General features: G+C 44.9%; 10 protein-coding genes. 8 read left to right on the forward strand and 2 right to left on the reverse strand.

The features are described 5' to 3' along the window. Window positions 1-480: 480 nt before the first annotated feature. The 6 genes from urtA (at window position 481) to O9332_RS26540 (ending at window position 7,066) form a co-directional block, all read left to right on the forward strand. Window positions 481-1,797, forward strand: coding sequence for an urea ABC transporter substrate-binding protein (gene urtA, locus O9332_RS26515; RefSeq protein WP_002759855.1), 1,317 nt, complete (start codon window positions 481-483; stop codon window positions 1,795-1,797). A gap of 94 nt (window positions 1,798-1,891) precedes the next feature. Continuing rightward, window positions 1,892-3,052, forward strand: coding sequence for an ABC transporter permease subunit (locus O9332_RS26520; RefSeq protein ID WP_288028048.1), 1,161 nt, complete (start codon window positions 1,892-1,894; stop codon window positions 3,050-3,052). A 3-nt stretch (window positions 3,053-3,055) separates the two neighbouring features. Next, entirely contained in the window at window positions 3,056-4,210 is a 1,155-nt protein-coding gene (gene urtC, locus O9332_RS26525) for an urea ABC transporter permease subunit UrtC (protein ID WP_288028050.1), read from the forward strand. A 127-nt stretch (window positions 4,211-4,337) separates the two neighbouring features. Beyond that, the gene (gene urtD, locus O9332_RS26530) at window positions 4,338-5,084 is read left to right on the forward strand and encodes an urea ABC transporter ATP-binding protein UrtD (RefSeq protein WP_002759860.1); all 747 of its coding nucleotides are present in this window, start codon (window positions 4,338-4,340) and stop codon (window positions 5,082-5,084) included. A gap of 38 nt (window positions 5,085-5,122) precedes the next feature. After that, window positions 5,123-5,821 carry an urea ABC transporter ATP-binding subunit UrtE gene (urtE, locus tag O9332_RS26535; protein WP_002759861.1) on the forward strand — a complete coding sequence of 233 codons (699 nt, stop codon included), beginning with the start codon at window positions 5,123-5,125 and terminating at the stop codon, window positions 5,819-5,821. 21 nt (window positions 5,822-5,842) lie between these two features. After that, window positions 5,843-7,066: a BaiN/RdsA family NAD(P)/FAD-dependent oxidoreductase gene (locus O9332_RS26540; protein ID WP_288028053.1), complete on the forward strand. Its 1,224-nt coding sequence runs from the start codon at window positions 5,843-5,845 to the stop codon at window positions 7,064-7,066. 491 nt (window positions 7,067-7,557) lie between these two features. Here the strand turns inward: O9332_RS26540 and pckA are convergent, their stop codons facing one another. Next, a complete protein-coding gene (pckA, locus tag O9332_RS26545) occupies window positions 7,558-9,237 on the reverse strand; it encodes a phosphoenolpyruvate carboxykinase (ATP) (RefSeq protein WP_147071820.1) in 1,680 nt (559 codons plus the stop codon). A gap of 1,016 nt (window positions 9,238-10,253) precedes the next feature. Between pckA and O9332_RS26550 the strand changes: the two genes are divergently transcribed. Beyond that, entirely contained in the window at window positions 10,254-11,630 is a 1,377-nt protein-coding gene (locus O9332_RS26550; RefSeq protein WP_288028055.1) for a cobyrinic acid a,c-diamide synthase CobB, read from the forward strand. 322 nt (window positions 11,631-11,952) lie between these two features. Here O9332_RS26550 and O9332_RS26555 read toward each other — a convergent pair whose 3' ends face one another. After that, entirely contained in the window at window positions 11,953-12,339 is a 387-nt protein-coding gene (locus tag O9332_RS26555; RefSeq protein WP_002759871.1) for a hypothetical protein, read from the reverse strand. Window positions 12,340-12,728: 389 nt separating this feature from the next. On the opposite strand from O9332_RS26555, the gene O9332_RS26560 reads away from it, so the two are divergent. Next, window positions 12,729-14,588 (forward strand): iron uptake porin, encoded by a 1,860-nt coding sequence (locus O9332_RS26560; RefSeq protein ID WP_002759873.1) that lies wholly within the window; start codon window positions 12,729-12,731, stop codon window positions 14,586-14,588. The last annotated feature ends 229 nt before the right edge of the window (window positions 14,589-14,817 follow it).

Raw genomic sequence — 14,817 nt, forward strand, 5'->3', positions numbered from 1 at the left:
TTGTACCAAGCGATGTACTACAAGAAGGATAATGCAAGGTTTTTGAAAGTCCCAATCCTATTTTCGCAGCATGAACATCGGACTTTAACAGGTCAAAAGCTTTATTTTAAAAGGGTTTTACCATTATTCAGCAAGCCCTAAATAGAAATAATCTCCTGTCTCCTGTCTCCTGTCTCCTGTCTCCTATCTCCCGACTCCTGCCTCCTGTCTCCTGACTCCTGACTCCTGACTCCTGCCTCCTGCCTCCCGACTCCTGATAGCTAAAAAACTGAGGTAAATTCCAGAAAAATCATTAATTTTTGGGAAAAAAGTAGCAAAAAATTACAAAAAACATCTAAAAAGTAGCGAAAATTACAAAAAATCTGCTAACCTAGCCGTAATATCACACAGATATTCGTAGAAAGATTCCCGAAAATCTCCTCAGCAAAAACATCCGTGTGAAGTAGCTAATATTGTCAGCGAGGTTAGTTCAAGATCATCATGTCAAATTTAGGACGACGTAAATTTCTCCTGTACGGTTCTGCCGCTTTGGGAACCAGTATTCTGTTAAAAGCTTGTGGTGGCAATCAAAGCCAAACCCCCACGGCTAGTCCTAGCCCGGCTGCTAGTCCCGCCCCAGCCTCTGGAGAGACAATTAAGGTGGGTATTCTGCACTCCCTCAGTGGCACCATGGCCATCAGTGAAACCAGCGTAGTTGATGCGGAAAAACTGGCGATCGAGGAAATCAATGCCGCCGGTGGTGTTCTTGGTAAACAGATCGAGGCAGTGGTGGAAGATGGCGCTTCCGATTGGCCAACTTTTACCGAAAAAGCCACCAAACTGATCGATCAGGACAAAGTTGTGACTGTCTTCGGTTGTTGGACTTCCGCCAGTCGTCAGGCAGTTTTACCCGTGTTTGAAGCCAAAAACCATATGCTCTGGTATCCCGTCCAGTACGAGGGTCAAGAGTGTTCTAGAAATATCTTTTACACCGGTGCTGCCCCCAACCAACAGATCGAGCCGGCAGTGACTTGGTTGCTGGAAAATAAAGGGAAAAAATTCTTCCTCGTCGGTTCCGACTACGTTTTCCCCCGCACTGCCAACACGATCATTAAAGAGCAGTTAAAGGCGAAAGGCGGCGAAACCGTGGGCGAAGACTATCTACCCCTAGGTAACACGGAAGTTACCCCGATTATTACCAAAATTAAGCAAGCTTTACCCGATGGTGGCGTTATTTTCAACACCCTTAACGGTGACAGTAACGTGGCTTTCTTTAAACAACTGCAAGCGGCCGGTTTAACTCCCGATAAATATCCGGTCATGTCGGTGAGTGTTGCCGAGGAAGAAGTTAAACAAATCGGTAAGGAATATCTCCTCGGTCAATACGCTTGTTGGAACTATTTCCAAACCGTAGATACCCCCGCTAACAAGAAATTTGTTGCGGCTTTTCGAGCTAAATATGGTGAGGATCGCGTGACCAATGACCCCATGGAAGCGGCCTACATCATGGTCTATCTCTGGAAGCAAGCGGTGGAACAAGCGGCAACCGCCGATGATCTCGACAAAGTTCGCGCCGCAGCCGTAGGACAGAAATTCGATGCTCCCGAAGGACCGGTGGAAATGTTCCCCAATCATCATATCTCCAAAACCGTCCGCATTGGTCAGGTGAGAGATGATGGTCTATTTAACATCGTTTGGTCAACTCCGGGGGTAGTGGATCCGCAACCCTGGAACCAATTTGTCCCCGAAACTAAGGGCTTTGCCTGTGACTGGACGGATCCGGCTAAGGGCGGTAAGTTCAAAATGGAAAAATCCTAGTTTTAGGAATTTTTCTGGACAATAACGAGGGTGAGGTGGGCATTACTGTTCACCCCTCTTTTTAAACCTTAAAAATGCACGGGAATAAGGAAAAGTGTCAGCATTATTAGAAGGATTATTTAATGGTATTAGCATCGGTTCTGTGCTATTGCTGGCCGCTTTAGGACTAGCGATTGTCTTTGGACTGATGGGGGTAATTAATCTCGCTCACGGTGAGTTAATGATGTTAGGGGCTTATACTACTTTTGTGGTGCAGAATATCTTTAAAGGTTTCGGTTCTCCCCTCTTTGATACTTATGTTTTATTCGCCCTACCGATCGCTTTTTTGGTGTCGGGATTGGCAGGATTATTATTAGAAAGGGGGGTGATTAGGTTCCTCTACGGCAGACCCCTAGAAACGCTGCTGGCTACTTGGGGAGTCAGCTTAATTCTGCAGCAATTTGTCAGAAGTGTCAACGGCTTATTAGTAATTAGTTTGATAGTTTTCTGTCTGTTATTTTTTGGGGCGATGACGCTGTTAAGTCGTCGCCTAGATTGGGAGAGAATTCGCAATTTAGCTATTGGTATCACCCTGCCTTTATCCCTAGCTATCGCTGGATTATTAGGCTATCTTTTATCTTTTAATCCGGTTCTCGCTCGACCCTGGTTTAGTGCCAGAAACGTCGATGTCACCGCTCCTGTTTGGTTACGGGGAGGTTTACCTTTACCCGGTTTTCAAATGCCCTACACCCGTCTATTTATTATCATTTTAACTGCCATTTGTTTGTTAGGAACCTATTGGTTTTTAAATAAATCTTCTTGGGGTTTACGCATTCGTGCCGTCACCCAAAATCGCCAGATGAGTTCCTGTTTAGGCATTCCCACTAATCAAGTGGATGCTTTGACTTTTGCCCTCGGTTCGGGATTAGCTGGAGTTGCCGGTTGTGCGATTAGTTTCTTGGGTTCCGTAGGTCCAAACGTGGGACAAAATTATATCGTTGATACCTTCATGGTAGTGGTGGTGGGGGGAGTGGGTAATCTCCTGGGAACTATTATCGCAGCTATGGCCATCGGTGTGGCTAATTATTTAATTGGTTCGGGAACTTTTGCCCTGATTTTTGGTTCCGTAGAAGCACTAAAACCCCTAACGGATTTCTTCACCTTTTTCTCCACCACTAGCATGGCAAAAGTGATGATTTTTGCTTTAATTATTGCTTTCTTGCAATTCAAACCTGCGGGAATTTTTCCTCCTAAAGGACGTACTGCCGAGTTATAGATTATGATTAGCGAAACCATCACTAGAAACGAATCCCGACAACGGGAAAAGAAAAAGTTAATCACGGAAATCGCTGTTATTGTTGGTTTAGTGGTCATCTTTGCGGTGTTACTGCCCTTAGCTTTGTCGGCTTTCCGCTTGCGTTTATTGGGGCGATTTCTTTCCCTCGCTATTGTTGCTTTGGGGATAGATTTAATCTGGGGTTATACGGGTTTATTAAGTCTTGGTCATGGCATCTTTTTTGCCCTCGGTGGTTACGCTTTGGCCATGTACCTAAATCTTCAGTTACCCCCCGGACAAATGCCCGAATTTTTTACTCTCTACGGGGTGACAGAATTACCTTTTATTTGGCAACCTTTTTATTCCCTACCTTTGACAATTCTAGCCCTAATTATCGTACCAGCGATCGTGGCAGGATTATTGGGTTATTTAATCTTCCGCAACCGCATTAAAGGGGTTTATTTTTCGATTTTAACCCAAGCGGCTTTACTGGTATTTTTTAACTTTTTTAACGGTCAACAGAAGTTAATTAACGGCACTAATGGCTTAAAAACCGATACCCAAACAATTTTCGGTTTGCTGGTGGGTTCCGATGCCGTTCAAGTGGCCTTTTATTTACTCACAATTGTCTGTTTACTGGCTATTTATCTGCTCTGTCGTTGGTTAACTACCGGCAGATTTGGGCGCTTGTTAGTCGCCATTCGCGATGATGAGGTGCGTGTCCGTTTTTCCGGTTATGATCCTACTTGGTTTAAGGTGTTAGTTTTTGCCATTTCTGGGGCGATTGCCGGTGTTGCCGGCGCTCTTTATACCGTGCAAACGGGAATTATCACCCCTAACTCTATGGATGTGGCTTTTTCCATTGAAATGGTGATTTGGGTGGCTGTGGGGGGACGTGCTACCCTTGTGGGGGCAGTTGTCGGTACTTTATTAGTACGCCTAGCCCAAACTTTTTTAAGCGAACAATTTCCGGAAGTCTGGGTATTTTTCCAAGGGGCCCTATTCCTAATTGTGGTGACAGTGCTTCCCGATGGTCTTCTCGGTGGGATTAAACGTTTGCTGACTCATTTTGGTTTCCGCAAAACTTTAATTACCTATCCTAGTATTGAGGAAGCTCCGGAAGTGCAACTGGAAAGAGAAGAATTAGAGCATAAGTGACCTTAGCTATCAGTTATCAGTTATCAGTTATCAGTTATCAGTTATCAGTTATCAGATGTGAGTTTTCAGTTCACTGATTACTGCTGACTGTTCACTGAAAATACTTCCCAATTCCCTCTTAGAAATTATGACTGGAAAAATCTTAGAAATCGAGAATCTTACCGTTAGTTTTGGGGGTTTTAAAGCTCTCAATAATCTTAATTTCAGTATGGATACGGGAGAATTACGGGTGATTATCGGTCCCAATGGTGCGGGAAAAACCACTTTTTTAGATGTGATTACGGGGAAAGTGCAACCCACCATCGGACGGGTATTATTTAAAGGTCGAGATCTCCGCAAAATTCCCGAATATGCGATCGCTCGTTTAGGTATTGGTCGCAAATTCCAAACTCCCAGGGTATATTTAAATCTAACTGTCCGAGAAAATCTCGATTTAGTTAGCAACCGTAATAAAAATGTTTTCTCGACTCTTTTCGGTCGTCCTCCCCTAGAAGATAGCAGACAAGTTATTGGTTTATTGGAAATTATCGGGTTAACTGCTAAAGCTGATTTATCCGCTTCTTTACTTTCCCACGGGGAAAAACAACGCTTAGAAATAGGACAATTAGTAGCCCAGTCACCAGATTTACTGCTAGTAGATGAACCCGTGGCAGGATTAACCGATGAAGAAACGGAAAACGTGGGTAATTTGTTATTAAATTTAGCGGAAAGTCATTCGATTATTGTCATTGAACATGATATGGAATTTGTCCGTCAAATTGCCCGCAAAGTCACGGTTTTACACCAAGGAACTGTTCTCTGTGAGGGGAATATGGAGCAAATTCAAAATGATCCGAAAGTTATTGAAGTTTATCTAGGTTCCTCGGAAGAATAAAAAGTCAAAGGATTAAAATTAGTTAAAAAGGGTTGACAATGTTACACATATCTGAACTCAATGTTTACTACGGAGAAAGTCATATTTTAAGAGATGTTGACCTTAACATTAATGCGGGAGAAATGGTCTGTTTAATCGGACGTAATGGCGTGGGTAAAACTACCCTATTAAAAACCTTGATGGGTATCTTAAAACCGCGAGCGGGAACAATTAATTATGAGCAAGAAAACCTGATTAATAAAACCTCAGATCAAAGAGCCAGATTAGGACTGGGTTATGTGCCGCAGGGTAGGGATATTATTCCCCGTTTAACGGTAAAAGAGAATTTAACTCTCGGTTTGGAAGCTTTACCCACAAAAAGAAAAAATGCCACAATTCCCGAAGAAATCTTTGATTTATTTCCCGTTTTAAAAACCATGTTATCGCGGATGGGAGGAGATTTAAGCGGTGGACAACAACAGCAATTAGCCATCGCTCGCGCTTTAGTGGGGGAACCAAAATTATTAATTTTAGATGAACCCACGGAAGGAATTCAACCGTCAATTATTCTCGAAATTGAAGCAGCGGTGCGGCGTATTGTTGCCAGTAAAGGAATCGCCGTTTTATTAGTAGAACAACACCTGCATTTTGTCCGCCAAGCTGATCGATATTACGCCATGCAGAAAGGGGGAATTGTTGCTTCCGGTTTCACGAGCGAATTAAGTCAAGAAGTCATTCAGCGATTTTTGGCGGTTTAAACTTAACTTTTTCCTTGATATATGACTCAAATAGTCGTAATTGGTGGCGGGGCAGCGGGATTTTTTGGCGCAATTAAAGCGGCAGAATCTAACCCAAAAGCTGGCGTTACTATCCTAGAAGCGGCAAAAGAACCTCTAGTTAAAGTGCGGATTTCGGGAGGGGGACGCTGTAATGTCACCCATCATTGTTTTGATGTTTCCCAATTGGTTAATTATTATCCTCGCGGTGGCAAAGCACTACGGGGAGCTTTTAGTCGGTTTCAACCCCAAGATACTATTAAATGGTTTGAATTGCGGGGGGTAAAACTCAAAACAGAAGCGGATGGACGAATGTTTCCCAGCACCGATAATTCTGAAACTATTGTTAATTGTCTGCGGGAAAGTGCGACTTTTGCTGGGGTTGATTTAAGGCTAAATTCCCCAGTTAAATCGGTTAAAAAACAGGAAGAAAGTTTTTTAATTGAATTAAAAAAAGATGAGCAAATTAGGGCAGATAAGCTGTTAATTGCTACGGGAAGTAGTCCTTTTGGTTATCGCACCGCTCAAGATTTAGGTCATTCTTTAGTCTCTCCTGTCCCTTCTTTATTTACCTTTCAAATTGCCGATGCTCGTCTGAAAGATTTGTTAGGGGTTACTGTGGATAAAGTGCGAGTTCGTCTTGGGGGAAGCAAATTAGAACAAATCGGACCTTTATTAATTACCCATTGGGGAGTTAGTGGACCGGCTATTTTAAAACTCTCTGCTTGGGGAGCGCGGGTGCTTCACGAGCATCATTACCGAATGCCTTTAATCATTAATTGGTTGGGGGATTATCATCCTGAAAAATTGCGAGAAATTATCTTACAAACTAAAAGTGAATATCCCAAAAGAAAACTTTTTAATTATTGTCCTTTTGAACAGTTACCTAAGCGTCTTTGGCAGAGTTTATTAAGTTACTTGACTGTTAACTCGGAAACTCCCTGGGCAGAATTATCTAAAAATACTCTCAATAGATTGATGATGGAATTACAGCAAGGGGAATATCAAATCAAAGGGAAAGGAGTGTTTAAGGAGGAATTTGTCACCTCTGGGGGAGTGAATCTTCAGGAAGTGGATTTTAAAACTATGGAAAGTAAAATCTGTCCGGGGTTATATTTTGCTGGGGAGGTACTAGATATCGATGCAGTCACGGGGGGATTTAATTTTCAAAGCGCTTGGACCACTGGTTATCTCGCCGGACAAGCTATGGGCAATAGAAGGGTGTAGGAAGCACCGGAGAGGGGGAAGTGGGGAAGTGGGGAAGTGGGGAAGTGGGGAGCCTTTTTTCAGTAAACAGTAAACAGTGAACTGAAAACTCACATCTGACAACAAGGGCCGAATCTAAGACCTAATTGGTTAAGCTAAAAGCTTTGATGTGCTTAGTTTCTAACCTTCTTTTTAGGTAGGAGAATTGTCAGATTCTGTCTTTTGCCTCTTGCCTGTTGCCTCTTGCCTTCAGAAGCTGACTCCTGAATACTGACTCCTGACTCCTGACTCCTGACTCCTGACTCCTGAATACTGAATACTGACTCCTGAATACTGAATACTGACTCCTGAATACTGAATACTGACTCCTGACTCCTGACTCCTGACTCCTGAATACTGACTCCTGACTCCTGAATACTGACTCCTGACTCATGAATACTGACTCCTGACTCCTGAATACTGACTCCTGACTCCTGACTCCTGCCTTCGTTAAAACCGATTCCTTGATGCTGTTATTCCCAAATTGGACCGGCTGCAATGATTTCTTGGGAGGCAGTGGTAAATTGACGGAAATTTTCCACGAAACGATGGGCCAATTCTCGCGCTTGTAGGTCGTAGGATTCGCCATCTTGCCATGCTTGTCGCGGGTCGAGGATTTTTTTGGGAACTCCGGGGACAATTTCGGGAACGAGAACTTGAAAGATGGGATGAGGATGGAAAACGACTTCCTCTAAATCGCCATTTAAAGCGGCGGAAACCATAGCACGGGTGTGTTTGATCGAAATGCGATCGCCGACTCCGTAGGGACCGCCGGACCAACCAGTATTAATCAGATAAACGGAGGTTTCGGGGTGTTGTTCTAAACGTTCCCCTAACATTTGGGCATAGACGAGGGGTGAGAGGGGGAAGAAACATTGACCGAAACAACTGGAAAAAGTCACCTGTGGGGCGGTGATTCCCCGTTCCGTTCCCGCTAATTTGCTAGTATAGCCGGAGAGGAAATGATACATCGCCTGGTTCGTGGTTAATTTGGCGATTGGTGGCAGTACCCCAAAAGCATCGGCAGTTAAGAAGATAATAGTTTTCGGGTGGGTTCCCATGCCAGATACGGCACAATTAGGGATATAACGCAGGGGATAGGCGGCGCGGGTGTTTTCGGTCAAACGTCCATCATCGTAGTCGGGAAGGCGATTATCGGGGGAAAGGATCACGTTTTCGAGAATAGTGCCAAATTGAATCGCCGCCCAGATTTGGGGTTCGTATTCGGCACTTAAACGGATGGTTTTAGCGTAACAACCGCCTTCAAAGTTAAAAATGCCGTCTTCTGACCAACCGTGTTCATCATCACCGATGAGGCTGCGTTTAGGATCGGCGGAAAGGGTGGTTTTACCCGTACCGGAGAGACCGAAAAAGAGGGCCGTATGACCGTGTTTATCAATGTTAGCGGCACCGTGCATCGGTAAAACCCCTTGTTTGGTCATCAGGTAGTTCATCATCGAGAAGACGGATTTTTTGATTTCGCCAGCGTAGCGAGTGCCACCGATGAGAACGATTTTTTTGGCTAGGTTGAGGACGATAAAGGCTTCGCTGTTCAGGTCGTCATCTTCGGGATCTCCCTGTAACCCCGGCAGGGCAATCACAGTAAAATCAGTTTGATGGGCAGCTAGTTCGATCGCACTGGGCCGGAGGAATAACTGATGGGCAAAGAGGTTATGATAGGCGATTTCGGTGACAACGCGCACGCCAAAGCGACAATTAGGATCGGACCCGACGTAACCATCGAAGATATATAGGTCTTTTCCCTGTACATAGGCGAGGACTTTTCGGTATAACTGCTGGAATTTTTCCTCGCTAATCGGGGCATTATGCTGATTCCAGTCGATTTCCTTTTCGCTATTGGCTTCTTTGACAATGAATTTATCTTTGGGGGAACGACCGGTATATTTACCCGTTTCCACCACTAAAGCCCCATTATCGGCTAAAACGCCCTCATGACGTTCGATCGCCTGTTCGACTAATTGCGGTACGGAAAGATTGCGATAAACGCGACCGAGATTTTTCATGCCTAGGTTTTCGAGGCCGTAGGTGGGATGAAATTGATTTTCTAATTCGTAGTGGAAATTGACGTTCTCCACGCGATCGGGCAAGGGACAAGAGATACTATCATTGGTCAGCGTGTGTAGAGTCGGCATAACCCCAATTCTCCTGATAATTTAGTTGTCGGTTTAGAGCTAAGTTCCAGGTCTCTGATTAGTGCAGTTATAGAAACTAGAAAAACTCCGTTCTCTGTCTTTTTTCACTCCCAGACACCTAAGAAGCTATATTGATTAGTTTATTTGACGATATTTGCCTGATTAATCTGGTCTCTTGCTGTCGGTAAAGCCAATCTTAGAGCGGTAATTTAGGATTATTTGCGTATTTACCCCTCATCTCCCAGTCAGGGTTTTTACCTTTTCCCTCTTGCCGATCTAACTGCTTTTTCTAGATATTTTTAGTCTAGCTGTACAATAGGATACAGACGATGTTTTTTTTACAAAAATTAACAGCTAAACAAAATTGGTCAGCTAATCTAGCAGTTAAGTGGGTGGGTGGAATTAAATATATAGCGTTTCCCAATCTCATGAGGTACACCAAAATCTTAACTCCTGAATCCCGAATCCTGAATCCTGAATCCTGAATCCTGAATCCTGACTCCTGACTCCTGACTCCTCAAAACCTAAGACTCTGTACCTCACAACTATGGGAATTGCTATAAGATGAACGTAGGTTGGGTTGAAGCATGAAACCCAACGCCCGATTATGTTACGCTACCGCTAACCCATCCTACAAATAATTGTGCCTCCCTACTTAAGCTGCCCGCGAATTTAAATTGCTTGTTGAGATGAGGCACTCTTGCAACAGTAAAGGGATTTGAGGAGATTTAGCCAATCTTAAGGATAGGCGGTTAAAATGCGTCTTAGCCTATCTTAATGGTGGGGGAGGAAGTCTCTGGTTTTTGGGAAAGTCAGAACAATAGCTGGTTGTCTAGAGATGATGACAATGATCCTAAACGTGGTCAAATTGATTTCGCCGCTAATAAAAAAAAGTCGATTGACACAGGAACCAGTTAGCGGCCAAAATTGACTCTATTAGCCGTTGGCAAGCCTTAGAATTGATTGTGTAACAGGTTAATTAAGTCTAGCTCGATCTCGAAAAAAAACAACTAATAATGATCATCGCAGGAGAAAGAAGCGGAGTCGGTAAAACTACGATTACTCTGGCAATCTTGGCCTATTTAATCAGTCGTGGCGATCGAGTGCAATCTTTTAAAGTCGGGCCCGATTATATCGATCCCATGTTCCATAGTCATTTTACCGGTCGCCCCTGTCGCAATCTCGATCCGGTTTTAACTTCTGAAGACTATGTAAAAACCTGTTTTGCCCAACATTGTCAAAATGTCGATTATGCTCTGATTGAAGGGGTAATGGGGCTATTTGATGGTATTCAATTAAGCGATACTCAATTTCCCGATTATGCCAGTACTGCCCATATTGCCCGTATTTTAGGGCTTCCTCTGCTGTTAGTTATCGATTGTAGTCGTTTATCTACCTCTGTCGCCGCTATTGTCCGCGGTTATCAATCTTTAGACAAAAATCTTCATCTAGCCGGAGTTATCCTCAATCGGGTTAGCAGCGATCGCCACCTGCAATTACTGCAAACCGCCCTAGAATCGATCAATATGCCGATTGTCGGGGTTTTGCGTCGTCAAGATTCCCTGACAATTCCCGATCGCCATCTAGGATTGGTTCCCAGGGATGAACTAGGAGAAATCAGGCAACTGCAAGATCAACTGGCTTCTATTGCCCAAAACTGCTTTAATTGGGACATTCTCTTGCCTTTACTCACTATTTCTCCCCAAGAGAACCCGAAAAATCCCCCAGGAGCAAATAAGCTTTTTCCCCCTATCCGTATCGGTATTGCCAGAGATAAGGCTTTTAACTTTTATTATCCCGATAATCTCGATATTTTAGCCAATTTAGGCGCGGAATTAATCTTTTGGAGTCCCTTGCAAGGGGCAAATTTGCCCGAAAACCTGCAAGGGTTGTACTTTGGTGGCGGTTTTCCCGAAATCTTTGCCCCGGAATTAGCGGCTAACACCCCTATCTTAACTCAGGTGAGAAAAGCGATCGCCTCTGGAATGCCCACCTACGCCGAATGTGGGGGATTAATGTATTTATGTGACAAAATAGTTGATTTTGAGCAAAAAAACCATTCTATGTTGCAAATAATCCCCCAATCTGCTATAATGTCCCCGAAATTAACCCTAGGTTATCGGCAAGCCATCGCCAAACAGGAGACGATCCTGCTCAAAGCAGGTCAACCAGTGCGCGGCCATGAATTCCATCGCTCCCAATTAAGCGGGGTGAGCGACGCACCGATTTATCAACTGCAAGCATTCCCCAAAAGTGCTATCAATGCCGAAGGGTGGCAAGGTAAGAATCTGCACGCTTCCTATCTCCACCTACATTTTGGGGGCCAACTAAGCCTGCCGAAAAAATTTTTAGCTGCCGGCCTTGATTTTTTCCGCACAGCTGCGTTAAGCTAATTACAGATAAATTTGATAATCAATCCGTTAAGGGATACAGGAGGTGATGTCGATGGTAGAAAGTAGTAAAAGCATGGGTCTCCTAATCGACAATAGCCGGCTGTGCGCCGGGGCTGTTCTCTAGACCCCCACGTCTAAACAAGATTTAGACTAGCTGGAGTTCCTTCCGGCAGTCTGGTGTCGATTCCGATGACCCGCTACACCGCCCTTACCGAGCAATTGGTAAGGGCGGATAGTTTTTGAGGGTTTCCCGTCATCTGGGAACCCCAGAACCAGAAGTAATACCAATTTTTTCCTAAGTGAGCCTTTCTTGACTTTAACTCTACGGGCGCAAACTAACCCAGCGCCGCTTCTGGTTTGGGGACACCATTTTAACGCCTGTCACCGAGATAATATCATTGGCCAAATTCTCTGCCATCATGGGAATGAGTTGATTTATATTATTCTCATAAGCTTTTATCCAGAATTGAGAGAGTTTCTCTCTCGCCTCCTCATTGACATAGATAGTTTTACCCGGCGTAATCAATACCATTGCCACATCACCGGAGTTTTCCGTGACGGCAAAGACAAACTGATCACGGTCGGACTTGAGCCCTTCGTACCAGTAGTCTATGTGTTCTTCTAATTCGTATTCATAGAGAGCGCGTTCCATCTTGCCATCTTCTAGCAAGGCTTTACGCAGTGTATTGGCTATCTTTCTTTTTTTCATGGTCTTGTCTCTGTTTTTATCGGCGTTAAGTTTTGCCCATTAGACATCACTCCATATTAAGAGTGCCACCAGAGAAATCATCAATTAACCTGACAACAACCCAGTTCAGTGGCCGTTATCAAAATCACAGAACCTTGCCCGACTCGTCTAGACGAGCCTGTTGTATGAGCTTAAGTTTTCTCTGTGTAAGGATTCTAACCTACTTTAGTTTTTGTTTAAGTGCCGTCAGGAGCGACAGGGTGGCCACTTTTTCAACTGGTCAAGGGAAAAAAAATGAGATCGCATCTTTCCCTAAGTAATTAAATTGTGTATAATGGCAAAAGAATAGAAAGGCTATATGCGTCGTCAAACTGTGTAGTCAACCTATAAGGTGTGAGGAAAAAACCATCATGTTAAGAATGTTCTGGAAATCATTGCTGGTTAGCCCAGCGATTTTAGGGGCTACCCTAGTAGCTTCCGCTAATGCTAGTAGCTTCGATCCCGCCAAATCTACCAGTGTTTCTACCGAATTTAACAATCTAGAAATCGCTCAAGTTCAGGACAACGCTGCAGGAACTGGCGAATTACTCAATCAGATCGAACAGTACGGTAACGAAGGTCAAGTTGCACCCGTACAGGGCAACACCATCGATCAAGTCACCAGCGTTAACCAACTGCGGGATGTTTCCCCCACCGCTTGGGCTTTCGAGGCTTTAAGAAGTTTAGTTGAACGCTATGGTTGTATTGTTGGTTATCCCGATCGCACCTTCCGCGGCGACCGAGCTTTAACCCGTTGGGAATTTGCGGCTGGTTTAAACGCTTGCTTAAACGTCATGGAACGTTTAATTCAAGATGGTGTCAACGTCCTCAAGGAAGACTTAGATGCCCTCAAGCGCTTGATGGATGAGTTCCAAGCTGAGTTAGCGGCGTTGGGAGCTAGAGTTGATAACTTAGAAAGCCGGGTGTCTTTCCTCGAAAATAACCAATTCTCCACCACCACCAAATTAGCTGGGGAAGTTATCTTCGCTGTCACCGATACGGTCGGTGCCGGTAGCCCCGCCTCCCAGGCCGCCATGCAATACCGCGCTCGTTTGCTGTTAAACACGAGCTTCACCGGTCAGGACGTATTGAAAACTCGTTTAGCGGCGGGTAGTGCCACTCCCTTCGGATTTGATTACAAATCGACCACCACACTACAAAATGGTGATCCCGCTTCCGTCAGATTCGATAATCTGCAAAGCCCTTCCCTATTCCAAACTTGGACCGCGGCCGGTAACGGTAGCGATGTGGTTCTCGACTGGTTGGCCTACTATACCCCGATTGACTTAGGTTATTTTGGTCGCTTCAGTACCTACGTCGCCGCTTGGGGTGGTATTTGGAATGACTTCGTTCCCACCACTAACCCCTTCTTTGAAGACTTCGACGGTGGTAATGGTGCGCTATCTACCTTCGCTTCCGAAAACCCCATCTACCGTATCGGTGGTGGTTCTGGGGGTGGTGTTAGCCTACAATTAGGCTTCCTCCAAAGCATTGTCGGTCCGACCTCCCTATCCTTGGGTTACTTAGCCGGTGGTGGTGGCTCTAGTTCTGCGGCCAATCCTAACCCGGGTAATGGTCTCTTTAACGGAGATTACGCCGCTTTAGCACAGATTAACGCTAACCTCTTTAACTTCCTCAACGTCGGCTTCACCTACGTTAACGCTTACCAAGGTGCCGATACCGCCATCTTCGGTAACGGTGGTTCCTTCGGTGTAACGGGTACTTCCGCCGCTAACCTTTCCCAAACTCAGTTAAATACCCTGCTCAACGTCAACGGCAACGATCCTGATAGCGTCACCCTACAGGATGAAGTCGGTTTCTTCAACTTCGGAGCCAAAGTATCCAATAGCTACGGTTTAACCGGTGCAGTGGATCTTGGTTTCGCCAGCTTGAGTGCCTTCGGTTCCTACTCCACCGTGCGTTTACTCGGTCTCGGTGATGCGGAAGTGTGGACCTACGGTGCTGGTATTGCCTTCCCCGACTTGGGTAAAGAAGGAAATATCTTAGGTCTGTTTGCTGGTGCGCAGCCCTACATCGGTCACTTAAGCTTCCGAGACATGGGGCTAAAAGTATCTAACATCGTTCCCTACCACGTTGAATTGTTCTACAAGTACCAAGTCACCGACAATATTTCTATCACCCCCGGTGTCATCTGGATTTCTGCACCTGAACAGTTCAAAGGCACTGGTAACGAGTGGATTGGCACTCTCCGCGGAACCTTTACCTTCTAGGATTTCCTAAATTAAACCCGAAACCCCACCCATGGTGGGGTTTTGTTTTAGGCAAATAGACGCTGATATTCTATCTGGATACAAGCATCCTTGACATCCTCACCGCCGTAAACGGACGGTGATTCCCAAACCTCACGATTTAGGTTTCTGCTTCTTTCCCGAAGGATTTTTCGCACCTGCCTTAACAGATTTACTCTGTTCTGGTCTTATGGTCGCTCTACAGACTGAC

The sequence above is a fragment of the Microcystis sp. LE19-10.1B genome (assembly GCF_027530565.1).
Taxonomy (GTDB): Bacteria; Cyanobacteriota; Cyanobacteriia; order Cyanobacteriales; family Microcystaceae; genus Microcystis; species Microcystis aeruginosa.